At 29.5% G+C, this 25965-nt stretch carries 23 protein-coding genes and 4 pseudogenes; 5 read left to right on the top strand and 22 right to left on the bottom strand.

Going from position 1 to position 25965, the window contains the following annotated elements; genetic code table 11:
• Window positions 1-224 precede the first annotated feature (224 nt).
• The 4 genes and pseudogenes from D2A34_RS08440 to cobJ form a co-directional block, all read right to left on the bottom strand.
• Window positions 225-404, bottom strand: coding sequence for a transcriptional regulator (locus D2A34_RS08440; RefSeq protein WP_119366315.1), 180 nt, complete (start codon window positions 402-404; stop codon window positions 225-227).
• 191 nt (window positions 405-595) lie between these two features.
• Entirely contained in the window at window positions 596-949 is a 354-nt protein-coding gene (locus D2A34_RS27170; protein ID WP_242966151.1) for a GNAT family N-acetyltransferase, read from the bottom strand.
• A 111-nt stretch (window positions 950-1060) separates the two neighbouring features.
• Window positions 1061-1822 (bottom strand): annotated as a pseudogene (locus tag D2A34_RS27165) (cobalt-precorrin-6A reductase); the annotation flags it as partial.
• A gap of 2 nt (window positions 1823-1824) precedes the next feature.
• Complete coding sequence (cobJ, locus tag D2A34_RS08430; protein WP_119366313.1) at window positions 1825-2547, bottom strand: precorrin-3B C(17)-methyltransferase; 723 nt, start codon at window positions 2545-2547, stop codon at window positions 1825-1827.
• Window positions 2548-2891: 344 nt separating this feature from the next.
• Here cobJ and D2A34_RS08425 point away from each other — a divergent pair.
• Window positions 2892-3008, top strand: a pseudogene (locus D2A34_RS08425) (YVTN family beta-propeller repeat-containing protein); the annotation flags it as partial.
• A gap of 64 nt (window positions 3009-3072) precedes the next feature.
• On the opposite strand, the gene D2A34_RS08420 reads toward D2A34_RS08425, so the two are convergent.
• From D2A34_RS08420 to D2A34_RS08410, 3 genes are all read right to left on the bottom strand, one after another.
• The gene (locus D2A34_RS08420) at window positions 3073-3699 is read right to left on the bottom strand and encodes a DUF2318 domain-containing protein (RefSeq protein ID WP_243128277.1); all 627 of its coding nucleotides are present in this window, start codon (window positions 3697-3699) and stop codon (window positions 3073-3075) included.
• 159 nt (window positions 3700-3858) lie between these two features.
• Complete coding sequence (locus D2A34_RS08415; RefSeq protein ID WP_119366312.1) at window positions 3859-5607, bottom strand: urease accessory protein UreH domain-containing protein; 1749 nt, start codon at window positions 5605-5607, stop codon at window positions 3859-3861.
• 284 nt (window positions 5608-5891) lie between these two features.
• The gene (locus tag D2A34_RS08410; RefSeq protein WP_119366311.1) at window positions 5892-6995 is read right to left on the bottom strand and encodes a C40 family peptidase; all 1104 of its coding nucleotides are present in this window, start codon (window positions 6993-6995) and stop codon (window positions 5892-5894) included.
• A 265-nt stretch (window positions 6996-7260) separates the two neighbouring features.
• On the opposite strand from D2A34_RS08410, the pseudogene D2A34_RS08405 reads away from it, so the two are divergent.
• Together D2A34_RS08405 and ftsX are read left to right on the top strand one after the other, a co-directional pair.
• Window positions 7261-7404: pseudogene (locus D2A34_RS08405) on the top strand (cell division ATP-binding protein FtsE); the annotation flags it as partial.
• Window positions 7394-8287, top strand: a complete 894-nt coding sequence (gene ftsX, locus D2A34_RS08400) for a permease-like cell division protein FtsX (protein WP_119366310.1) — start codon at window positions 7394-7396, stop codon at window positions 8285-8287. The pseudogene D2A34_RS08405 and the gene ftsX, both read left to right, overlap by 11 nt.
• A gap of 127 nt (window positions 8288-8414) precedes the next feature.
• Here ftsX and D2A34_RS08395 read toward each other — a convergent pair whose 3' ends face one another.
• The 13 genes and pseudogenes from D2A34_RS08395 to D2A34_RS08335 form a co-directional block, all read right to left on the bottom strand.
• Window positions 8415-8699: a hypothetical protein gene (locus D2A34_RS08395; RefSeq protein WP_119366309.1), complete on the bottom strand. Its 285-nt coding sequence runs from the start codon at window positions 8697-8699 to the stop codon at window positions 8415-8417.
• Window positions 8700-8914: 215 nt separating this feature from the next.
• Window positions 8915-10294, bottom strand: coding sequence for a sensor histidine kinase (locus D2A34_RS08390; RefSeq protein ID WP_119366308.1), 1380 nt, complete (start codon window positions 10292-10294; stop codon window positions 8915-8917).
• Window positions 10291-10974 carry a response regulator transcription factor gene (locus D2A34_RS08385; protein WP_079441395.1) on the bottom strand — a complete coding sequence of 228 codons (684 nt, stop codon included), beginning with the start codon at window positions 10972-10974 and terminating at the stop codon, window positions 10291-10293. Before D2A34_RS08385 ends, D2A34_RS08390 begins: the two co-directional genes overlap by 4 nt.
• Window positions 10975-11111: 137 nt before the next feature.
• Window positions 11112-12368, bottom strand: a complete 1257-nt coding sequence (locus tag D2A34_RS08380) for a S8 family peptidase (RefSeq protein ID WP_119366307.1) — start codon at window positions 12366-12368, stop codon at window positions 11112-11114.
• A gap of 223 nt (window positions 12369-12591) precedes the next feature.
• Window positions 12592-14415, bottom strand: coding sequence for an urease accessory protein UreH domain-containing protein (locus D2A34_RS08375; protein ID WP_119366306.1), 1824 nt, complete (start codon window positions 14413-14415; stop codon window positions 12592-12594).
• A gap of 314 nt (window positions 14416-14729) precedes the next feature.
• A pseudogene (locus tag D2A34_RS27160) lies at window positions 14730-14870 on the bottom strand (pyridoxamine 5'-phosphate oxidase family protein); the annotation flags it as partial.
• A complete protein-coding gene (locus tag D2A34_RS08365) occupies window positions 14861-15619 on the bottom strand; it encodes a class I SAM-dependent methyltransferase (protein ID WP_119366305.1) in 759 nt (252 codons plus the stop codon). The pseudogene D2A34_RS27160 and the gene D2A34_RS08365, both read right to left, overlap by 10 nt.
• A gap of 250 nt (window positions 15620-15869) precedes the next feature.
• Window positions 15870-16400, bottom strand: a complete 531-nt coding sequence (locus tag D2A34_RS08360; RefSeq protein ID WP_119366304.1) for a hotdog family protein — start codon at window positions 16398-16400, stop codon at window positions 15870-15872.
• A 130-nt stretch (window positions 16401-16530) separates the two neighbouring features.
• On the bottom strand, window positions 16531-17163 hold the full coding sequence (locus tag D2A34_RS08355) for a GyrI-like domain-containing protein (protein ID WP_079441399.1): 633 nt from the start codon (window positions 17161-17163) through the stop codon (window positions 16531-16533).
• 70 nt (window positions 17164-17233) lie between these two features.
• Entirely contained in the window at window positions 17234-17641 is a 408-nt protein-coding gene (locus D2A34_RS08350; RefSeq protein WP_119366303.1) for a VOC family protein, read from the bottom strand.
• 61 nt (window positions 17642-17702) lie between these two features.
• A complete protein-coding gene (locus D2A34_RS08345; RefSeq protein WP_119366302.1) occupies window positions 17703-18143 on the bottom strand; it encodes a YiiD C-terminal domain-containing protein in 441 nt (146 codons plus the stop codon).
• Between the two features lie 36 nt (window positions 18144-18179).
• Entirely contained in the window at window positions 18180-19181 is a 1002-nt protein-coding gene (locus tag D2A34_RS08340; protein ID WP_119366301.1) for an acyltransferase family protein, read from the bottom strand.
• A gap of 112 nt (window positions 19182-19293) precedes the next feature.
• On the bottom strand, window positions 19294-19701 hold the full coding sequence (locus D2A34_RS08335; RefSeq protein WP_119366300.1) for a GNAT family N-acetyltransferase: 408 nt from the start codon (window positions 19699-19701) through the stop codon (window positions 19294-19296).
• A gap of 225 nt (window positions 19702-19926) precedes the next feature.
• Here D2A34_RS08335 and D2A34_RS08330 point away from each other — a divergent pair, with 225 nt between their 5' ends.
• The gene (locus D2A34_RS08330; protein WP_119366299.1) at window positions 19927-20625 is read left to right on the top strand and encodes a hypothetical protein; all 699 of its coding nucleotides are present in this window, start codon (window positions 19927-19929) and stop codon (window positions 20623-20625) included.
• 765 nt (window positions 20626-21390) lie between these two features.
• Here D2A34_RS08330 and amrS read toward each other — a convergent pair.
• Complete coding sequence (amrS, locus tag D2A34_RS08325) at window positions 21391-22377, bottom strand: AmmeMemoRadiSam system radical SAM enzyme (protein WP_119366298.1); 987 nt, start codon at window positions 22375-22377, stop codon at window positions 21391-21393.
• A 401-nt stretch (window positions 22378-22778) separates the two neighbouring features.
• Here amrS and D2A34_RS08320 point away from each other — a divergent pair, with 401 nt between their 5' ends.
• The gene (locus tag D2A34_RS08320; protein WP_079441406.1) at window positions 22779-23333 is read left to right on the top strand and encodes a manganese efflux pump; all 555 of its coding nucleotides are present in this window, start codon (window positions 22779-22781) and stop codon (window positions 23331-23333) included.
• Window positions 23334-23545: 212 nt separating this feature from the next.
• Here the strand turns inward: D2A34_RS08320 and lon are convergent, their stop codons facing one another.
• Window positions 23546-25921 (bottom strand): endopeptidase La, encoded by a 2376-nt coding sequence (gene lon / locus D2A34_RS08315; protein ID WP_423243113.1) that lies wholly within the window; start codon window positions 25919-25921, stop codon window positions 23546-23548.
• Between the last annotated feature and the right edge of the window lie 44 nt (window positions 25922-25965).

Here is a 25965-nt window from a genome sequence, read left to right as displayed (position 1 = left end):
TTTGATTTATGCTTTGAAATACTTTCCACATCAGAAAGAGAAAGTACTCTTTTTCGTAGTGTTGCAATGAAAAAAAGGATACCCTTTTACAAAATGATGCACCTAAAATACTATGATAAAATTTCTATTTATTAGAAATCTATCTCCGTATTCTCTAGCAGCATTTGCGACAGAGTGTCCTTTTTTAAATTGCTACAACATATGTATTATTTTTATTATTTTTATTACTTTGCTGGTTCCCACTTACAACGAACTGGTGATACAATTGCACTTTCCTTTTTCAATTCTTTAAATGCATTATCAATTTCTTTACGATCTAAACCAGATAATTTTTCAACTTCTCCTGCACTTACTGGTTTCCCAGCCTCTCTCATAACTTCTAATACTTTCTCTTTAACGCTCATTACTTTTAACTCCCTTCAAAAAGAATTATTTTCTTTATTTCGATTATATTTCATTAATATTATTTAATCAATAATAATTTTCTTATAAAATCAATTATTAATTCTAGATACTTCTTTTCATGAATACAAAATTCTTCTATACTCAAAATAAGCCTTTCATTATGACCTTTCCATTTAACTCTTTTAAGTTATTAAACTAATTTTTTCATGCAAATACTATTATCGTCATTAACATAAGGGCCATAGTTTTCTATTAGTGTATAACCCATTTTCTTATATAAATTTATAGCCGCATTCTGCTTACTTCCTGTTTGTAAAATAAGTGTTTTAATTTTACGTTCAATAGCTAATTTTTCAATTTCTCTTACTACGATTTCTGATAAACCTTTTCCTCTATTATTTTGACATACAAATACTCTTTTCACTTCTGCTAGATCAGTATCAAGAATTTTTAAACACCCACAAGCCACAGGATTATTATCTTCATACACTATTATTGTTTGTAAATCACTTACTGTATTATGCGATGAATAAATATTTTGCATTTCTCCATATATTTGATATAATTCATCGTCAAGTTTTTGTTCCAATATCTTAAAATCACTGCTTCCCGTTGTAGTTCTTTCAATTTTATAACTCATAGAAAGTTGCTTTAATTTATATTCTTTTACTAAATACTGCGATAATTTATCCACATCATTGAATTCAAAATCATATTTAAGTTTTGGTTTTTCTATGACAATCAATTTAATCTTACTCTCACGAACAGCCTTAAGTTTTTCTAAAACTCCACCTTCTTCACCACTGTCCTTTGTTAAAATCCCTTTAATAGAATATTGATTAATAAAAGCTTTTTCTAGTTCATAAGATATTGGTCCTTGAAGCGCTATAATATCCTTAATACTAACTCCTGCTTCAACTATTTTGTTTAACACTTTAGGCATTGGTAAAATTCTATGTATCACTCTATATTTAAAATTTAAATCTAAAAACTTAGAGACATTATTTCCACCAGTCGTATTTAAAATATTTCCCTCTATACTTTTAATTATATCAATAGCTTCATCATAATTTTCAACTCTTATTATCTCTTCACCTTGATTATTTTCTAATGCTCCCTTTCGTTCATATCTTATATACTTAACTTTAAGCTCCTTTGTGCACTCTAAAGCAGTTTTGGTAACTTCCTGTGCATAAGGATGTGAAGCATCAATTAATACATGAATATCGTTTAGTTTCATCCAACTTAACATTTCTTCTCTATTTAAAGGTTTGGTATTCAAAACCTTTATGTTAAATTCCTTAAGAAGCTCTCCACCGTAGCTTGTTGCTGTAGATACAGCAACATCATTAGTATATTTACATATTGATGATAATATTTTTCTTCCTTCAGACGTTCCTAAAATAAATCCAATCATATCTACCTCTTATTTTCATATCCTCTTGGTGTTATAAACTTGCCATCTTTATAAAAGCTCTTTGAATTTCCCACTATTACAATTGACATCATATCAACAATTTCAGCATCAAAATCCCCAATAGTAAATAAATTATAACTTTGCCCTTCCCTAAGAGCATGCCTTACTACTGCTACTGGTGTTGAATCCTTTCTAAACTCTCTTATTATATCAATACATTCTCTTAGGTAATCTGGCCTTCCTTTACTCTTAGGATTATATAGTGATATAACAAAGTCACCTTCTGCCGCAAGCCTTACTCTCTTTTTTATATCTTCATAAGGTGTCATAAGATCACTTAGACTAATATTGCAGTTATCATGCATTAGTGGTGCTCCAACGACAGATCCAGCTGCACTGCTGGCAGTTATACCTGGAATTATTTCAACCTCTTCATCTTTCTTAAGCTCAAGTATCAGTCCAGCCATACCATAAATTCCTGCATCACCAGTACTTATTAATGCAACATTCTTATCTTTACATAAAGCTAATGCTTCTTTACATCTAGCTTCTTCACCTTTCATACCTGTTGAATATAATTCTTTATCTTTAACTAACTCTTTTATCATATCTATATATTTATTGTATCCAACAATAACATCACTATCTTCAATCGCCTTTAAAGCTCTTATACTCATATTTTCAATACTTCCAGGTCCTATACCTATAACTCTTAATTTTCCCATTTTAAATCAACCTCTTTTTCATTTTATTTCTTATCTTTCGAATAGCGCAAAATATTCTTATTAGTATCGTATTCCATGCATGTAATATTCTAAAATTAACATGCTTTTAAAAATATTAGCTTATCTAATTTTATATTATACCATTTCAACATAGTAAAGGTATAGATATCAAAGTTTCCATTCAATGTTTAAGGCACAATCAAAAAAATAATAAATTTATGTATCAAAAGTAAGTCTTACCTATTCGCTAACGAAGTCAAGACCTGTATTTAAAATTATAATGAAATAGGGCTTTGATATTAAATTAATTTTGTATCAAAGCTCTTTAACATGATAATAAATATGTTTATATAACAAATATGTATGATAATACAGTAATTGCTATAGATAACTCAAAAAACAAAGTAATCGCCATCATTTCTGTCGGAAGAACTCCAAATGGCATAACTTATAAAAATTAGAAATGAAAACAAAAAAGATATAGGCACTAATGTACCTATATCTTTTTGTGATTGTGCCTTATATTTAACTAACCTTCCAATTACTAAAATAAGCTTTATTTTTATCTAAATAATTTTTATCAATTGTTATTTTATTGCCATCATCAACTTTGTTCGTATCTGATATAGGCACTGGGTTACATCCACCCTTAGTTTTTCCTACCATATTTGATGCAAATCTATTACCACAGTTTTGGCATACTAATTCATCGCCTTCTTGTACATAATATCCTTTTCCTGAAGCATAACACACCTGACAAGTATTTAATGCAGTTCTTATTGTACCATCTTTAGCCTTTAATGCTAAAACCTCCATTTTAATACCATTTGATTCATATGGATAAAACTTTACTGTATTAGAAATATCTGTTTTGTTAATTTCTATTCCTGGAACTATATCAGCTTTAGTTACTTTAGACTCTTCACTTTTGCTTTCTTTATTACTACTACTTGAGTCACTGCTCTTGCTTGAATTACCACTGCTACTAGCTTCATTATTAGTGTTTGCTGCACTTTCCTTGCTTGAAGATGAACATCCTACCATAGCTAATATACTAATTAAGGCTATTCCTATAATAATTAACTTTTTGTAATTATTAACCAGCCTTTTTCCTGAAGCTTTTTGCTCGTTTACTAGATCACTTTTTCCCATCTAAATTCCTCCTGATATTTGCATTTATTACTATAACTATAAACATAAATTATGTAGATAATATGTAGAAAACTTTTTCTATGATTAACTCCTACAATAATTTCTATCTATAGTCTTAAAATATTATTCATTTTATAATTATTTTGAAAACCCACATCATTATTTGCTAAAATACTGTTCTCTAACTTTTTCTAAATCTATAACGTTTATGTCATCTACTACTTGGATGACCGTCAATACATTAGTTGAATTTACTATTGCAAATTTCCCATTCTTATTGAACTTTACATCCATACTAACTATTCCCTTTGTACCATTCACTGAAGCTATACTTTCCTTAGTATCACTATTTATCACTTCAAATTTTTCATCATAAGTATCAAAAGCCTTCAAATCTAATGATATCTTAGTATTCATCCCTTGATTTGCTACTACAATAAGTGGCTCAAATTCATATCCAATTCCTCTTATATTAACAGTCTGGGTATTATCTGAAACAACAGTCTTTTTAATCAATCTGTCAGTTGAAACTTGATTTAAATCATCACCAAAAATACTGGGAACTCGTTCTTCTTGAGTTGACTGATTCTTTGAGGTGTCCACTGTATCTAAATTATCTGTCACCTTAATTGAACCTTTGATCATTCCCATCCAACAGCTAAAATTTATATCCTTATCATTTGGAGTAAATTCCACTATATTCTCTCCAGATTTTATAGTATACTCCTGACTTAAAGCAGGAATAGCAATAGCATTATTACACGGATTTATTGCATCACCTTTTATTATCCACCTTACTGGCATATCCTTCTTAACATAAAATTGATTTGGAGTGAATCCGCTGCCATCTACCGTCATAGTTATTTCCTGAATTCCATCTTTCAAAATAGCTTTACCCATGTCAGATTCAGATGAAGAACTTGCAACTGAGTTACTCCTAATATTCATAAAATTAGGTACTCCTACTCCTGCTAAAGCAAGCCCTCTATTCCCCATAATAACTCCAAGAATTATTACTAGAAATCCACTCATTTTCAATATCTTTTTAGTATAACCTTTACTTAAAAGTCCTGATAATGCACCTAAAGTAAGCATTAATGGAACTGTCCCGAGTGCGAACAAAAACATTGATAGAGCACCTTTCGTTGCACTACCAGTACCTAGTGCATATAATTGCATTGTTTGAAGAGGTCCGCATGGCATTAATCCATTTAAAAGACCTACTAGGAATGGTGCTTTAAACTTCTTTTTCATTGTACATGTAGACCAAGGTAATCTTAGATTCATCCTTCTAAACATGCTAAACCCAGCCATATTCAATCCTAAAATAATCATAAATACACCTGCAAATATCTGCATAGCTGATTTTGCATCTAATGATAGAGATAGTACTGAACCTAATGCCCCTACTAGTCCCCCTATAACTGTATAAGCGGTTACTCTACCAACATTATATAAAATAGCAGGGCGAACAACTTGAAGTTTACTTGCCTCATTCTTAGACATGCTTTGTGAAAGCATAATTCCTCCGCACATACCAACACAGTGAATCGATGTAAGCATACCTATTATAAACAAAACAATATATGAGGCTCCATTAAGCTTTGCATTCATATCAAATCCACCAGTAGTGCTTCCTAAGAATATAATTGCTACTGCAACAATGGATATTCCAATAAACTTATACTTATCGGAACTCTCAATACTATAACCTGCAGATTTTATACTTTCTTTTATCTTATGAATGTCGCAAAGTTCAATATCATATTCAACTATGACTTGCTCTTTGCTATAGCTAGCTTTAGCGCTAACTACTCCTTCTAACTTCATTAATGTTCTTTCCACTCTATTCTCGCATGAATTACAAGTCATATCATAGACTTTTATTTTTTCTTTATTTATCTTCACTTTTACCTCCTTACCATATTAATTTATTACCCATTAATCTTTCTATATAGTAAATATTTAGTTTAATCCTTGGAAAATAATAATCTTTAAGGTTAAATTATCCTTACATCATCTTCTTATATTACAACTTACTTATGTAGATTTTATGAAGTTTTTCATTCACATTAAATTATTTTTATGTATCGGAAATTTTTTAATTATTCCTATTCTATAAAAGCAAAAATATCGCAATAAATGCGATATTTTTAATATGTGCTATTTATAAGGTATGCATTCTAATCTTACTATTTTACTCTTCTAGCAGTTATATAATCAGTTCTCGTCATTGGTGATATTTTCAATACATCACCAGTTCTTGGTGAATGAATATATGTATTATTACCAATGTATATTCCCATATGAGTTGGGTCTCCACCTTTACCAAAGAACACTAAGTCTCCAGCTTGAAGTTCATCTCTTGAAACTCCATATCCATCATTAATTTGATCATATGTTGTTCTTCCTAGACTAATTCCAAAATGAGCATATACATACTGTGTAAATCCAGAGCAGTCAAATCCTGTAGAAGGACTTGTCCCTCCCCATAAATAAGGGGTTCCCAAGAAATTTGAAGCATATGCTATTACATTATTTCCAGAAGCAGAGGCAGATGTTGTTCCTCTTGAAGCATTAACTCTTGGCGCTTCACTTCTTATTTTATTTACTTGATTCATAGTTGTATTTACTAGTGCTTGAGATTCATCTACCTTCGATGCATATAATCTTTCTTGATCTTTAGCCTCAACTATTAGTTTCTTCTGATCAGCTATATTAGTATTTAAATTTGTTAGCTTATCTTCATTTTCACTCTTTAATGCAAGTAAATCATTAAACTTAACTTCAAGAGATGCTTTTTTACTTTCCACTACTGACTTCTTATCATTCAAGTCGCTTATTATTTTTTTATCAATACCAATTATCTTTCTAACTGCTTCAACTCTTGTTATTAAATCACTAAAGTTTTCTGAATCTAATAAAATTTTGAGATAACTAGATTGTCCATTTATATACATGGCTCTCACTCTTTGGTCTAATACATCTTGCTGATTTTTCACTTCTTCTTCAACTTGAGTAATTTGTTTTTTAGTAGTTTTGATATCGTTTTCTGTAGAATTTATGCTCTTCTTATTTTCTTCGATTTTCATCATATAATCTTCAATTTGATTGTCTAGATTTTCAATGCTCGCTTCAAGTTCTTCTCTTTTATCTTGCACTTCTTTCAATGAATTTTTATTTTGCTCTAATTGGCTTTGTTGTGTTTGATTAGATATTGGTGCAGCAACTACTGATATTTGTGTTACTAACGCTAATGCAACTGCAAACATAACTGTCCTTGATGTTTTTTTCATTTGTTTCGCTCCTTCTCTCTAGAGTAACACTTGTTCCTCTTTTGTAAAGTTACTCCAATAATACACTAAAATTGTGTAGAAATTATGAAGATTCACTAACAGGAATATATTACCAGTTACAATCACACAATTTCTTCATAAAAATAAGTTATAATACTACCAGAATAATTAACTAAATTAACAATGAATATAAATCCATAAAATTTAGTACATGTTAATTGGAGGAGAACTAATGATAAAATTTGTAGATGTTACTAAAGTATATGATGCTAATAAAAATGGTACAACAATTCTTATGGCTACTCATGCTAGAGACATTGTTGATACAATGAAAAAACGAGTAATTGCTGTTGAAAGCGGAACTATAATCAGGGACGAAATTAGGGGGACTTACAATTATGAAAATTAATACTTTTAAATATTATATTATTGATGCATTTAAAAGCTTAAATAGAAATAAAACTATTAGTTTAGCTTCGGTAATTACAGTAACCGCAACTTTATTTTTAATGGGTGTGTTCATCTTATTATCGCAAAATATACAAATTGGAATGAAGAATGTTGAATCGCAATTACAAATACAAGTATTTTTAAAAGACGGAATTAGCATTACAGATCAGGAAAATATAAATCAAAAGTTAAGTAGTATACCTGGTATCAGTGACGTTGAATATGAAGATAAATCTGAAGCTTTAGATAAATTTAATAAAGAAGTGTCTGAAAATGATAATTCCTTATTAAGTAATTATGATTCTTCAAATAACCCGCTACCCAATTCATATATAGTAAAATTAGAAAAACCAGAAGTATCTGAGCAAGTAATAAGTTCAATAGAAAACATGCCCGGGATAGAGTCAATTAATAATGACCAAAAATTTACTAATAAAATAATCTCCATTTCTAACAGTCTTAAATGGATTAGCATTGTTTTATTTATATTAATGATAGCTACTTCAATATTTTTAATTAGTAATACTATTAAACTAACAATCTTTTCAAGACGTAAAGAAATTGGAATAATGAAATATGTTGGTGCAACTGATTGGTTTATACGATGGCCATTTGTCATTGAGGGAGCTGTTATAGGCTTGATTGGTGCAATTGCTTCTACTGTTTTATTATATAGTCTTTATAAGATAGCTTTTATAAAGATAAATGAAAGTTTGCTTTTGATAAACTTATTGTCGCCATCTTATATTACACAAACTCTTCAATGGCAATTTGTATTAACTGGCATTCTTATTGGAGCCATTGGAAGCTCGTGGTCCTTATTCAAATTTTTAAAAGTTTAAATACATAAAAATTAAATATTTAAAGGGTATGCAATTATATACTGCATACCCTTAATATTTTTAGAAATCATATTATTTATATATTAATCATCTTATTCTTTTTATAAAAAACAGTTATTTCAAATTGTTATTCTATTTTATTTTGATTCTCATTTACCTCTTTCTTTCCACTACAGCAGCTTCTATTCTTACTACCTTTAAACATCATCCCCATCATAAGTACCATCATTATAGGGCATATAAAAGGCGCAATTCCAGCTATCGCTGTTTTTAATCCCCCTTGAAGGTTTATAAAAGGGAGTATTGATACAACTATGAATGGTAATCCACAACAAAGTACCATCATTAGCATATGCTTTATTGGATTGTGCTTTTTATTTTCGCTATTCTTATTATTTCCATGACAATTCATAATAAATTCCTCCTCTTATTTTCATTACATTTATTAGGCATCTATGACAAAGCATATTCTTTTCTTTAAAACTTAAATTATTACTTTTCAATTTGATCCCTCCTTATGTATATATTTTAAATAAATAGTATGAAGATTAGATGAAGATATTCTACCTATTTCAAAAAAGGCTGTGACACAATCTTTTAATAATTGTGCCACAGCCTTAAATATCATTATTTAATTTCACTCTCTTTACTCATGCATACAGTAAATATAGTTACTTTACTCTCTTTACTATCTACATCAATAGTTGCTGAATGCAGTGTTAATATTTTCTTTACTAAAGTAAGCCCAATTCCACTACCTTCAATTTTATGCCTGCTTTTATCCCCACGGTACATTCGTTCAAAAACATAAGGTAAATCTTCTTTTTTAATTCCAATTCCATTATCTTTGATTTCGATAATAACCTTATCCGATTCACTACTAATATTAATCCATACAGTTCCATTAATATTAGTAAATTTAATTCCATTTGATATAAGATTTATAAATACTTGTTTTAATTTATCATAATCCCCTAAAACTATGTAATCTCTATCTTCTTCATTCATGATTAGATTTATGTTTTTCTCACTAGCTGCAATGGAAAAATCACTAATTACAGTAGAAAGAAGTTCTCTTATACTAACTCTCCCCAATTTAAGCACAATTTCATTAGATTCAATTTCCTTTAATGCATTTAGATTATTTAAAAGCTTACCAAATCTTATTACTTCGTCATTTAAATTATTAAGTTTTTCGGTTGATATAGGCATTATCCCATCTATCATGGCCTCTAAATTGTTTTGAAGTACATTAAGAGGGGTTCTTATTTCATGAGATATATCTGAAATAAGTCTTTTTCGTAACAAATCTTGACTATTTAACTTATCCCCTAATGAATTTATACTTTCAGTTAAATTTCTAATTTCTTCAATATCACTTTTTATATTTGATTTCGAATCATAATTTCCTCGTGATAGACTCACAGACGTTTTCGAGACTTCTTTTATAGGTTCTGAAAATTGTTTTGATAAAATCAAGCTTATGATAGACACTATCAATAATGTTAATACTCCACTAAATACAATGCTCTTATTAATTTGAGTCTTAAAACTTATATCTTCTTGTGAAAGCATAACAGGTGCGTATTGACCTACTGTAATATAGCCTACAGTCTTATCATTTACATTTATATCAAAAGTGCTTGTAGTATAGACTCCTGTTTCTTCTGAACCATTTATTGTGATATGATTTTTATATTTTATATCTTCATGATTCATTGCCCAAACTACTTTTTTATTTTCATCATAAAGTGTCAGACAATAATTGCTCATATATGCTTCGTGCATCATTTCTTCGCCAGAAGTTGGCTGCCATCCACCATCACTTTTATAAACTTGTTGAAAATATTCTACTAATCTAGTATTCCTTTGAGTTTGTATGTTTTCCATATACTTAGTAAATGTGTTAGTTATAGTTATATTTACTAGTAAAGCGGATAGAAGTACTGCGACTACAGAACAAGATATTATAATTATGCTTAAACGCTTTCTAATACTTTGCTTCATATATCATCACCAAACTTATACCCAATTTTTGTAACAGTAAGTATATACTTTGGTGACCTACTATCTTCCTCAATTTTCTTACGTAAATTTTTTATATGAACATCTATAATCCTATCTGAACCATCAAAATCAATCCCAAAAGTCCTCTCAATAATTGCTTCTCTTGTAAATGCCTTTCCTTTATTTGAAGCTAAGACATACAGTATATCAAATTCGTTTGGAGTTAAACTTATTTCTTCTCCATCTAACTTAACTAACCGCCTATCCATATCAATTGTTAATTTGCCTTTATCAAGTGAAATAATATTTTCTTTATTTCCACCTATCCTTCTAAATAGCGCATTTACACGCGCAGTAAGTTCCCTTGGACTTAAAGGTTTTGTTAAGTATTCATCTGCTCCAATATTTAGACCTTCAATTTTATCACTTAATGCACTCTTAGCCGTAAGCATAAAAATGTATACATCAGATATTCTTCTTAGAACTTTGCATACTTCTTCACCTTCAATATCTGGAAGCATCAAATCTAAAATTACTAAATCTATTTTTTCTTTTCTGAAAACTTCAATTCCATCGAGTCCATTTTCAGTGGAATAAACGCCATACCCTTCTTTTTCTAGATATGCCTTTAATACTTCTGATACACTTTTTTCATCTTCAATTATTAGGATATTATTCATAATATTTACCTCATGCAATTTTATATTAATATAATACTTTCATATTCTAGTATTTTAACATAAATTTATGAATATTATATGTAGATCCATTTATATTATCTCTTTTCTTAATTGCCTCTAGGTTACAATGATGAACTCTATTTTTCTATTTGTATCACTTTTTTAATTGCACTATAGGCATTAATCATCCCATATCCAGATTGTTGATCTTTACCTTTAGACATTATATCCTTAGCAGTACTATCTAATATGCTTTCTATTTGACTTGGTGTTAAATTCGGGTCTTCTGCTTTAATCATCGCTGCAATTCCTGTTACCACTGGTGCTGCCATACTAGTGCCATCCCATGCTTCGTATCCTCCTGGAACTGTACTTAGTATTTGTACCCCTGGAGCAGAGACCCTAATGCAGTTTCCATAATCTGAGAAATAAGCTTTATTATAATTATAATCCATCGCTGCTACAGCAAATGCCCCATCACTAGCCGGACTAACATTATCACTACTTTCCCCATCATTTCCAGCAGCCGCTACAACAAATACCCCTTTACTCTTTGCATAATTTATTGCATCAGCAATTGATTTGCTTTTAGAATTTGTTCCAAGGCTTAGATTAATTACATCTGCCCCCTTATCAGCAGCGTACTTTATTCCCCTAACTATATTATTTGTTTCCCCATTACCACTACTATCAAGTACTTTAATTGGAATTATCTTTACATCTAAAGTTCCTGTAATTCCTGAAATCCCAACATTATTATTAGCGCTTGCTGCAATTATTCCCGATACGTGAGTTCCATGACCATTATCATCCATTATCTCAGCATTATCATCTACAAAATTATATCCGCTATTCTTCAATACTCTATTTTTCAAATCAGGATGTGTATAGTCTACCCCTGTATCTAAAACTGCTACTTTTATTTCTCTCTTTTGTTTTACTAATGCCCAAGCTTTATCTGCTTCTGTATAACTTATATCCCATTCATACTTATAACCTGGATCATTTACAATGAGATTAGTATTTTCCTTTATCGCTCCTAACTGAAAATCCTTCTTTACTGGAGTTTTTTGTATTGGCTTTATTATTTCAATTATTTTCGGCTCTTCAACTACTTTAATATCTTTTATATTATGAATATTGTCTAAAATATATTGTTTCAATTCATTAGGATATATTGTATTGTTCTCTTCATTATTCCTTGGAACAATAATAATACTCTTTAACGTACTTCGAAGGTTATTCAAATCAGCATTTCTTAGCAATTTTACAAAACGGCTTACATTACTTAACTCTCTATCTATAATTCGCTCCCCAGATGAGTGCGTCGAAATAAAATTTAATGTAAATATCATTAAAATTACCGCTGTAATTTTAGTAAAGTTTCTCATCATAAAAACCTCCTTCTTAAATAAACGTTCTATCATTGGTTAGTATTTCCACATCCATACTTTATCAAACTAAGCATAAGATTATGATATAAAAAAATTATGTAGATTTTGTGTCAATCTTCTATTTAATAATATTATATTACCTAAAACACTCTATTTTGTTCTTTATACAACAAAATAAACTTAATAAGCCGTTATCATACTATGTGTAATAACGGCTTTTTATTTATTCGTTAATAAACTTTTTACGAACTTCTTCTAAATTCACATTTTTTAATGAGTCAGTGACTTCAATTCCAGCCAAAATTTGATTATTTTTAATGATCAAATATGTTCCACTGTTTTTTATGCTAAAATCAACATTTACTTTATCCTTTTTACCTTGGAAGTTAGTCACTATATCATCATTATCACCATTTAATATTACATAATTACCATCAGCATCATCATATGAACTAAGATCTATACTTAAGTTTGTCTTTATACCTTTTTCTAAAACTATTACAAGTGGATCAAATTCATACCCTATGCCCTTCATCTTAATACTTTGTGTATCTCCAGATATATTTGCTTTTTTAATTAATCTATCTGTTGAGACTTTTTTAAAATCATCTCCATATATGCTAGGAGCCTTTGGTACAGTGCTTGCTGACCCTCCACCCGTACAACAACTCATTCCACTGCTTGGCGCTGGAATTGATGAATCTGCCTTAGAGGTATCTACAGAGTCAAGATTATCTGTAACTTTGATTACTCCTCTAATCATTCCCATCCAGCAGCTAAAATTTATATCTCCATCTTGTGGAGTAAATTCTATTTCATTTTCACCAGATTTTAAAGTTTTTTGAATATTTAATGATGGCACAACAATTGCATTATTACAAGAATTGATTTGCTTTCCTGAAATTATCCACTTAACAGGTACACCTTTTTGAACATAGAAAGCATTAGGTGTATATCCATTATTATCTGCAGTCATTCTTATTACTTGAACTCCATTTTCCATGGTTGCCTTACCTATATTAGTCTGAGATGCATTGGCTTCAGTTCCTGAAAGACTTTGAGCTAATGTAGTGGCATTTGGAATTCCAACACCTGCAAGTGCCAGCCCTCTATTTCCCATTATTAAGCCAAGTACCACTACTAAAATTCCACTTAATTTTAAAATCTGTTTTGTGTAACCTTTACTTAATAATCCTGATATTGCTCCAAATACCAACATCAATGGAACTGTTCCTAAAGAAAATAGAAACATTGATATGGCTCCGGCTGCCGCACTACCTGTTCCTAATGCATAAAGCTGCATTGTCTGTAATGGTCCACAAGGCATCAATCCATTTAACACACCAACTAAAAAAGGAGCCTTGGGTTTATTTTTTATCTTGCATGATGACCATGGTAGTTTAATATTAAACTTTCTGAATACTGAAAAACCAGCCATATTTAATCCCATTATTATCATAAATATTCCTGCAACTATTTGTAGGCCAGCTTTTACATTAAGTGATAATGATAATACTGAACCTAAAGCTCCAACAATTCCACCAATAATAGTATACGACGTTACTCTTCCAGCATTATATAAAATTGAAGGCATTAAATTCTTAAACTTACTCTGTTTTTCATCTATTATACTGTTTTTAGATAGACTTTGAGTAAGCATTATTCCACCGCACATACCTACACAGTGTATAGATGTAAACACACCAACAATAAATAATACTGCATATGATGCATTATTTAACTTAGCACTCATGTCAAAACCTGCAGTAGAATTTCCAATTAACAATATAGCTGCAGCTATAACAAAAAAGCCTACGTATTTAAAATTATTTGACGTTTCAGTACTATAACCTGCTGCTTTAATTGCACTTTTTAACTGCTCTTTAGTACAAAGTGAGCTATCATATTCCACAACCACTTCCTCTGCACTATAGCTGGCCTTTGCATTAATAACTCCATCAACTTTTTTTAGAGCTCTTTCTACTCTATTTTCACATGAATTGCATGTCATATCATATACTTTTATAATATCCCTTTTAACACTCATAATTTCCTCCTCAAAATCGCTTTTATGATAAAGCCAAACTTTATATCCTTATATAAATTTATTTAGATTCGCTGATAATTTTGCAATTATTAATAAAGAGCATTATGTGACTAACCTCTAAATAAATCTAGCATCAGTACATACATAGTTAAAATTAAGTAAAAATTCAATTACTATTACGTTATCATAATTATAATAAAAAGTTATGAAGATTTTATGATGATTAAATATAAATAATAAGAATACCCTATAAAATAGCTTTTATTATTCTATCTTATAAGGCATTCTTATTATCTATATATATTTTATTAAAATTATTCAACAGTAAAATTTTCGGACTTAAAGTTACTATAAAACCTCCCAGATTGTGCAGTAAATTTTAAAACACAATAATCTGGATCTGTTACTCCTAATGGATAATATAAAGTATCACCATCACGCCAAATCAATTCTTTAGTTTCGCAACTACTATAAATCTGTGTTCGAAACTTTCTATATAGCCTTTCTTTATTAATTCATCTTGCAATTCACAAAGCTCATTAAAGTTTGTTTCAACAGTGAACCCTGGAAATTCCCATTGTATTATTTTAGCAAAATACACCACTGCTCCTATATCATAAAATCTTAGAGATGGATAATATTCATTTTCATAAATTAATTCAAAATCATTTTCCTCAAATTGTTTTGATGTATTCTCTAAAGTAAATTTTTTATATGGTGACTCATATTTTTTAATTAATTTATTGGAAAGCATCTCATTATTTTTTCCACCAACTTGTTGAGTTACAAATACACCATCTGCTCTTAAGATACGCTTTATTTCCTTTATATCAAATGATGCATGACGATTAATTACGATATCAAACGAATTATCTTTAAACGGCATTCTATTATCTTCATAAACTTGCCTTACATCAATTCCTAATGGTTTTAGCCTTTCCATGCATAAATTCACATTTGGTTCATAGGCTTCTGTGACTGAGGTGTTTGCATATGGGTGGCATAAAGTTAATAGAAATTCTCCTCCTCCAGTGCCAATATCAAGCAACTTCAAATGCGGTTTAAGATATTCTTTCACAATATAACTATAATCCCACGGTAACATATCACTTTCCCATCTGTTTTCAAGATAAGAAAAATCCCATCCTTTAAAGCTCATTTGTTCTTCTCTTTGCCATATTCTCTTTAATTTTTTGTAATCCATAACTTTACTCCTTTTCTTTTCATTATTTATAAATAACTCTGAAAAGCGGTACAGTTAACTGATAACAAGTTAATTTATCTTGGTACAATCTGCCATCAGATTATCTTAACTGTACCAAGTATTTAATTCGCTTTAATCTCATAAGAATTCACACCCTTTTAATACTAAAAATTATTTTGATTTTATTTATCCGCTAAGCTATCTTATCAAAATTTCATGTAAAACTACGCAATTGTTAATTTACTTAGTACTATACTGTGGCTTGAAAGCACAAAAATCCATTACTAAATCCTTTTAGTATATTTTCTTCTCTTAAAATATACACAGGATTATCTCCATATACAGGATGAATGTATTTGATTTCTATTTCATTTACCTTTGTTGTGTTACAAAGTTCTTTTAATATAAATAGCCCTTGAACAACTGGATTGTCAGTTAAATGTATTGAATTTGTATCTCCTGTAGTATGACTAAACTCAGCAATCTCTTCCTTTGAAAAACTGCGCCACAAAACTCCTTGTATTTCGGACGTGTCTGATTTCATTGGTTCTTTTGCGCCTATATTCATCATCAAATATACTGTCAATTTTTCTATAATTTCTGTGTCATTATATCCTATACACTCAATTATACAAAGCTTTTTGTTATTCTTTATAATTTCATTTTTAAAGCTCTCACTATTTGTTGTTTCATTAAATCTTTGATATTTTACTTTTGCAATAAATGCTCCTTCATAAAAAAAATCTTCTCCTGTCGCAAAAGCTGTAAATAAACTTATCATATTATCTCTCCTTAAAATCCACAAGATGTTATAATTTATCTGTTCCATAAATTAATTTCTTGTTATTGATCTTTCTTATGATAGTATAACATATTTTCCCATGAACCTAATATAACTATGTCTATCAATACTAATATTTATCTATATAATTAACTTTGTAGCGTAAAATAGTCTTCAACTTCGATGGCTCTACCCTTCTGACATCAGAAATATATATTTCTCTATGTACCTTTGATACTCTTTCAAGATTATTTAAATCACAAAATTCTTCCATCTTTTCAAAGCTCTTTGGTTCATCGTCATAAGAGCCATTATGCAGTATCTGAACACATACCCCGTCCTCTATACTATCAAATATAATACGCTCTAATAGAGGATGTGGCTTTTTCCTTTTAACAATTTCTAATGCTTTCATAGCAATTTCTTCCGTTACAAAATCTGGCTGTCTAATCATAATCGTATAAATCAATTCATTCTTGTCTAAATTGTTTTTTCCTCTTCCTTCTTCACTAATATCCCATATACCTTCCAAAGGAAAAACTGTATAATCAAAATATCCTTCGGGTACAATTCCGCTTTTGGGCATCATCTTCACTGCATAAGAAAGAGAATATAGAACTCCTATCTCTTCAGAAAAACGTTCATTGTTTGGATTTCCTTTTCCTTTAATCATAAAGAATTTAAAATTTGGTATTGTTATTAATTCAACTTTGCTCTTAGGCATGTAATATTCTTTTGCTTGCTTCTTCCACTCATATTTCATTAATATCTCCCTCCAATCATATTCAAAATATATCATATTGAATATGACAACAGTGGGTCATATTAAACCTCTATATTTCACTCTTATCTCTTATTTCTACTTCAGTACCTTCAGGTGCTTTTATCTTAAATAGACAGCTATCTTCAACTTGATAAATAATTTCATTGTTTTTAAGCTTGAAATTATCGTAACCTAAACTTTTAATTCTATTGAATTCTTCATTCACATTATCTACTAAAAAGCACATATGTACTATTCCTTCATTTAACTTATTCCATTTAATCAAAGTATCTTCTTTTTTACTAGTTTGAAGTTCAATCATAAATTCACCAAGCTTTAACCAAGTATTAAAATCTCTTCCATGAAAATCTTTAGTTTCTTGAACAATTTCAAATTCTAAAATTTTCGTATAAAACTCAAGGGATTCTTTATAATTACTAGTTTGAATACAAACATGATGCATACTCTTAATTCCCATTAATTTTCCTCCGTAAAATTCTTACTTATATTCTTCACCATCAACAATTATTTCTACTTATCTATTTAAATGCCACATATTGTCCTTCATATTCAGCAAAGATTGTTTTATCATCCTTTATAGAAACTTTAAGATTCAATCTACTCTTTTTATGCCTATTATATGTTTCTAAAAAATCCTTTCTACTTTCTTCATTAGACAATTCACATTCTGCAATAAAGTCTTCACGTATAGGTGCTAAGTAATTAACACTGCTTTTTTTAATTACTATATGAACCTCTGGATCTATTTCCTTAATATTTATAAATACCATCGCCCAACCACAAATAGTCATTAGAGTATTAATACTTCCTCCAAATGCTGTTCCTTTATGATTTATATTAGGTTCTAATTTAGCTGATACTCGAACCTTTGATGGCGTAAATTCTACAACCTTTAGCCCCATTGCCTTTGTTATTGGTATCTTTTTATTTAAAAATTCCTCAAATTCCTGTTTATTCATTATCGTGTCCTCCCAACTCTACCTTTTTCAAACCCATTAAAATATCAGTTTTTTTATAAATGTACTCTCTATTACTTTATAGAGTATCATCGTTACAATTAGTGTAAATATTCCTACTATAAAAGATTCAAATACAGAATAATAAATACCAACTGATTTAAAAAAATACGATATATCTGTACAAAAGATTGGTTCATGCAATAAAAATATGTAAAAAGAATACTTACCTAAATATTGTAGTATTTTATTTTCTTTTATTCTTATAACAAAAAAATAATATGCCATTACGGATAATGGCCATAATATAAATTTCTTTAAAGGGCCAGCTACGTAATCAATAGTGTTAAATGTTATTGCTAGTGTTATTACTATATATGCAGCTATTATTATGGTATCAAACTTCATAAACTTATTTTTTACATCATACTTACAAAAAATTAATCCCATATGAAAATATAAAAGATAATATACAAAATCAAATGGATGACTAGCTAATAAATCAATGAACCATGATAGAGAGTATTGGGTTATTACTATTCCTAAAATAAACAAACTCCTAATTCTTTCATCTTTAATCATCTTATATAATATTGGATATACAAGCAATATTACAATATATAATGGTATATACCACAATTGATATGCAGCATTATAGCCAATAAATATTCTTAAAAAACTTTTACACAAATTTATTATATTTATGTGCTCAGCATTAGTTATAATATCCTTAGTGAAAAAGGTTATACTAATTACTAAAAATGGTTTTATAACTTTATTTACTCTTCTCTTAATAAATTCCTTATAAGGCTTATTTGAATCATTTAAAGCATATTTATATCCAGCTATAAATATGAACATCGGTACAGCACCATGAATAAGGTTGTCCACTAATCTAGTTGAATAATCTACTTTCTCAAAAGAGTCCATATGTAAAACACTTAAAAGATAGTATGATGTAGCATGTATGAGAACTACAAATATAATAGAAAGTCCACTTAAACTCTGCAATTCAGGAACCCATTTTTTTACTTTATCCATAATTTCCTCAATTCTTTCATTAATATATTATTTTTTTATTGTGCCTTATAGTTTAGTAAAATCCTTAATATTCATTTTCTATCATAAATTATTAAACATAAGATTCATAAAATTACTCACTTCTCTTTTTGCACATAAAGCTCGTACTATCTTTTTCAAACCCAAACTTTTCATATAATTTGTGTGCATCTTCTGTAATTAAAAGCCCTAATAAGGATTTCGAGCTGTTATCATCACAAATTTCCTTTATAAGCTTTTTGCCTACTCCTTTTCTTTGAAACTTCTCATCAATAATAACATCACAAATATAAAAATTCGTAGCATAATCTGTTATAACCCTTGCAAAACCAACTTGTACATCATCATAATATGCACCATAGCAAACTGAATTTTCCATAGATTTCAAGATAGTTTCCTTGTCCCTCTTACTTGCCCAGTAAGTCATTTTTAATAATTCACATATTCTATCTATTTGTAATAGATTTTTATCTTTACTTATTAAGCACTCATTTAAATTCATAGCATGTCCCCCTTAGTTTGAATGTTAGTATTCAATTCTCTACTAAATATCATAATTTTATTGATAAAATGAATGATATTTAATATATTATAGGCCAATTACCATAAGAATACAAATGATAATATCTTTACATATTCGTACAAATTCTTTAAACTGGATATTGTTATTTATTAGGCACAACCAAAAAAATTTCATGTGCCTTAAAACTATCTTAAAGGAGACATCATGAAGAATTTTAAACACTATTTATTTGTATCATTTATTTTATTTTTTTTATCATTTGTAATGTTCCTTATTCATTATTTAATGTTTGGTCAATTAGAAAACACTGAATATTATTCTTTAATGAACCTATGTTTTATTCCAATAAACATACTTGCAGTTACACTTGTATTTGAAAAACTTGTTGAAAGACGTGCGAGGCTTGAGCGTTTAAGTAAGTTAAATATGTTAGTTGGACTATTTTTTAGTGATATTGGTTTTACGCTTTTAGAGATAATTGCTGCTGGTGATGAAAAAATTAAATTGCTAGATTTAGACTTTACTGATCTAAAAACCTCTAATTTGAAATTTAAAAATCATAGTCACGAGATTAATTTCGAAAAAATAGATTATAGTAGGCTTGAAAAACTCGTTGTGGAAAGTAGAGATATTTTATCCAATCTAATAAGTAATGAAAATGTCTTAGAACATGAAACTTTTTCGAATTTACTTATGCCTCTAATGCACTTAAGAGATGAGATTATTTTCTTACAGCATAAAGAATTAACTAGAGATGATATTCTTCATATCAATAATGATATCTGTAGAGTTTATAAGGCTTTAACATCACAATGGATATGTTATCTTTCTCATTTAAAAGAATTTTATCCTTACCAATATAGTGGAGCTATTAAATTCAACCCATTTTCACTTAATAAATAATAATGCATCAAATAGATAAACATACTAAAACTTAGTTTTGTGATAACTTACCGAAATAAGTGACATATTGTGTTTCGGTTTCTAGGCATTTCGATGGATGATTCTACGACTAGAAGTTGTACCCACAATGCTTGCCTCAACGAGAAACGTTGAACAAGCATTGTGGAAATTTTAAAGGAAACTCGACTCACTACGTTCACTGAGTAAGTTCAATTTACCAAATCATAGATTTGGAATTTCACTTAACAATCATTACCATCAAAATTCCAATGAAACACTGCAAACAATATGTCACTTATTTCTATTAACGTTATACAATCAAACTTAATAAGTATGGATAGTTAGTCTAATTCTTAAATTAAAAATCTATCGAATGATTTTATAAAATCATTTTTATCCCTTAATATATTGAAAATCAAATATCTAATCTATATAGTTATGATGGTTTTGCATGCGTGAAATTCTGATTAATTACATCTTCCTATATATAGATGGCCAAAGCATGAATTTGGCTTATACTTTGTAATACTTTCCATATCAGAAAGAGAAGGTGCTCTTTTTCGTAGTGTTGCATTGAAAAAATGACTGTAGGTATTTCTTCAGTAAAAGTTGTTCCAGTTCTGCTTGTCATTAGCTCGCCTAAGGAACAAGCAGGACTGGTGCAACTTTGACTGATAGAAATCCACAGTTATTTTTTTTAGCAACCGAGAAACAGAGCAACTTCTCTTTCGGTTGTTTATTGCATAAGTATAAGTTATAGTTTATTTAGACTATTATATTGATTTCTTCACCACAATTTTCACATTTATTACCTCTTATAAATACTTCTGTAGAATATCCTGTTCTTTTAATAAGCAGCTTATTGCAATTATCACAATAAGTGTTATTGTCTACACCTTGAACATTTCCAACATAAACATGCTTTAGATATTTTTCAGCTTCATTTTGTGCATTAGTTATTTTTTCTACATTGGTAGCGGCATTCTCCATTTTATATCTTGGAAAATATCTACTCAAGTGAAGAGGTATGTTTTCGTTAACGCTAGCGATAAACTCAGCAATTTGTCTGGCCTCTTCTAAAGAATCATTCTCTTCACTAACAAGTAATGTTGTTATTTCTATATGACACTGATTATTACACCTTTTTATAGTTTCCAAAACTGGTTCTAACTTTGCTCCGCAAATATTGCTATAGTACCTATTTGTATACCCTTTTAAATCTATATTCATTGCATCAACATAAGGAAGAAGTTTCTTAAGCGGTTCTTCATTAATGTAACCATTAGTCACAACTACAACACTTGTATCAGGATTGTTTTCTTTTATTTTCTTAGCGGAATCATACATATATTCATACCACATAAAAGGCTCATTATAAGTAAACGCAACTCCAACATTGTTCTCAACTGATGGAATAATTTCAATTAGCTTTTCTATACTTATATATTGAGTTTGCGGTTTTCCTTGAGATATTTCATGATTTTGACAGAAACTGCAAGTCATATTACACCCGAAACTTCCAATAGATAGAATATTCTTTGAAGGCCTAAAATGATATAATGGCTTTTTTTCTATTGGATCAATGCCTATAGATGTAACTTCTCCATAGTTAATAGCTGTAGGTACACTATCTTTTATAGTTCTAACTCTACATATTCCAAATTTATCTTCATCTATTATGCAGTTATGAGGACATATTCTACATCTAATCTTATCTTTATATTCTTCATAAAATGGTATCTTTGCATTCATATTGTTCACCTTCTTTAATTATATAATCTATAGTTTGTTCCTTTACACTAATTAATATTTATAACATACTATGTCATCTTGCATATAATATATCAAGTGAATCTTAGTTGAACTTATACCCCGTCCAGGAGCGTGCAGCCGTTATCTCCCAGTTAAGCAGATAAGTAAAAGTCCAAATCTATGATTTGATGATAGTCGCTTACTCTGTGAGTGCCCCTATGTTTCATATATTTGGAGTGTTACGGATGCTAGCTATCGGATAAAAAGCATAGTATTGCATTCTCAAAAGCAATAAGTTGACTTACTCCCCTCAAATTTCTTTTTTAGAGATTATTCTACTTAAGGCATATTCAAAAAGATAACAAGTCAAATTGCCTGAATTATTTAAGGGGGTGAAAACTATGCAACTAATATATTTATTCGTTATAGCAATTCTTAATAGTATCGACAATATTGGAGTAGGAGTAGCGTATAGTGTAGCTGGTATAAAAGTTAATCTGGCTAAGAATTTGATAATATCATTTCTTGCTTTTTTAGTCTCATTCTTAGCTTCTTTATTTGGTCAATTTATATCCAATTATTTTAATGATACCGAATGTTCTATCATAAGTATGTTACTTTTAGTTGTAATGGGTATAAGAATGATATACACATCGATTCATAGTAAAAAAAGTTTTGATTTAGACAATACTCATGTCAGGGAATTAGGATATAAGGAAGCCTTATCTGTAGGTATTGCCCTTGCATTAGACGATATAAGCAGTTCAGTCAGCTCTGCATTAATTGGATATAATGCATTTATGGTGTCTTTCCCTTATTTTATAATTAGCTTAGCTATATTCTTTTCTGGTAACTTTGCATTAAAATTCATTACAAAATTAAATATAGGGAATAAACCAACTATATTTGCTGGTATATTAATGATTATAATAGGTATATCTCAATTTTTTGATTAAGATTATATTATTTATAAATATTAATTTGGATTTTTTCAATTATGTCCAAAATAGAGGTTTAACTGATTTCAAAAACTAATTTCAGTTAAACCTCATTTTAATTAACATGTACTATCATAAATAAAAAGGAGCATCCTTTTAGATACTCCTTCTTAATCAATTAATATAAAATCTTATCTAACTAATAGTTCTATTTATTTTTATAGAACTATTTAGATTTGGTTTAAATTAAAAGTTTCTTGTGCAAAATTCGGATTAAAAACATGTTCTGCTTTTGGTAATGATATACCTAAAGTCTCTTTAAGAACATCCTCAACTGTCTCTACAGCTAGAATAGTTAACTGATTTTTAACTTCTTCTGGAACATCTTTTAAGTCGATCAAGTTATCCTTAGGAATTAAAACCTTTGTTATTCCAGCTCTTTGTGCTGCTAATAATTTTTCTTTTAATCCTCCAATAGGAAGAACTGCTCCTCTTAAGGTAATCTCTCCTGTCATAGCAAGTTTAGAATCTACTTTTATACCTGTAACAAGCGATGCAAGTGCAGTAAATAATGTTATTCCAGCTGATGGACCGTCTTTTGGAGTTGATCCTGATGGAACATGGATATGAAGATCTTTTTCTTTGAAGTTTACAGCATTCATTGGTAATCTTGATTTTAGTAAACTTAATGAAATCTTCGCTGATTCCTTCATTACATCTCCCAATTGACCAGTTAAAGTAACTTGTCCATTTCCTGGCATATCAGTGGCTTCAATGAAAAGTATTTCTCCGCCTACAGGTGTCCATGCGAGTCCTGTTACAACTCCTGGTGAATTATCTTGTTGTGCTTTATCATGACTAGAAACCTTTCTTCCAAGTATTTCTTCTAAATCATCTGCAGTAACCTTAAATGGTAACTCCACTTTATTTGATACAATTTTTTCAGATGCAACTCTTGCAAGGGTCGCTAATTGCTTTTTAAGCCCTCTCACACCAGCTTCTAGTGTATATTCGCTTATAATTCTTTCTAAAGCTTCATCTTCCACAACTAACTGAGTATTATTTAATCCATGTTCTTCAAGAACGGCTGGAATTAAATGATTCTTTCCAATATGGAACTTCTCATTCATAGTGTAACTAGAAATTTGAATTACTTCCATTCTATCTAATAGAGGTCTAGGAATTGTATCTAAAGAATTCGCTGTTGCTATAAAGAACACATCTGATAAATCATATGGTAAGTCTAAATAGTGATCTGTAAAAGTATTATTTTGCTCTGGATCTAAAACCTCTAATAAAGCGCTAGCTGGATCTCCATTATAACTTGCCATTAACTTGTCTACTTCATCTAAAATCATAACCGGGTTTGTTTCCCCTGCTTTCTTAATTGTTTGAATAATTCTTCCTGGCATTGCTCCAACATAAGTTCTTCTGTGTCCTCTAATTTCTGCTTCATCACGTACACCACCAAGACTTAATCTTATATACTTTCTATCAAGGGCTTCAGCAACACTTCTACCTAAACTTGTTTTTCCTGTTCCCGGAGGTCCAACTAATAATAAAATAGAACCTTTCTTATCTTTTTTAAGCTGCATTACTGCTAAATGTTGAATTATTCTATCTTTTACCTTTTCAAGACCATAGTGCTCATCATTTAAGATACGTCTTGCTTCCTCTAAATCAATAAGTTTCGGTTCACTCTTTTTCCAAGGAAGTTGAACTAATAAATCCAAGTAGTTTCTTATAACATTATATTCTGAACTGTTTGGACTTTGACTTTCTAACTTGTTCAATTCTTCCAAAGCTGCGTCCTTTATCTCATCTGGCATTTGAGCTTCCTGAATTCTATTAAAATAATCCTTGTCCTTTTTAGTCCCTTGGCTTTTTCCTTCATTCAATTCACTCTGGATAGCCTTAAGTTGCTCTCTTAATACTGATTCTCTATAATTCTTATTTGCTTTTTCAGTAAATTTTTGTGCTAATTCAAATTGTAATTTTAATGCTTCTTTTTGTTTTAATAGATAATCCATAAATTTAAGTCCTCTATTTTTTAGAGATTGAGTTTCTATTAATTCATATTTTTCTTCGTTTGAAAGAGGCATAAAATGTGTTAAATATCCCATAAGTTTATTCAAATCTCTTAGGTTTTCTATTGTCTTCATGAAATCTCCTGAACCTTTGAAATTTTCACTAATTTCATTAGTAACTTTCTTAATATATTCTACCATTTCCTCTTGGCTCTTATCTGAAATATCAATAACATCAGGTGCAAACTCGAATTCTACATTGATAGAATCTTCCTCAATATCAAAGGATTTAATTTCAACTCTATCTAAAACTTTAATTTTTATTTGATATCCTCTTTCTGTTTTTTCAATTTCATTTACTTGAAATGAAACTCCAACTTTATGAAAATCATCTTCCTTTAACTTACTTTGACCAAAGCTTTGTTTTAAAGGTAATGCAATATTAACTTGTTCTTCTTCAGCTAAATTTCCAATTTCTTTTTCGCTAAATCTATTTAATTTTAATGTGTGAATCATGCCTGGTAATAGCACTATGTCATAAATTGGAATTACTATCCCTTTATTATTTGTATTAATCATATTAATCATCCTCTCCTTAATCAAATCTTATAAACGAATGCTCA

Origin of the sequence: Clostridium chromiireducens, from assembly GCF_003575225.1 — a bacterium.
GTDB lineage: Bacteria > Bacillota > Clostridia > Clostridiales > Clostridiaceae > Clostridium > Clostridium chromiireducens.
Note: the sequence above shows the minus strand (reverse complement) of the source record. Positions and strands in the feature narration are given on the sequence as shown.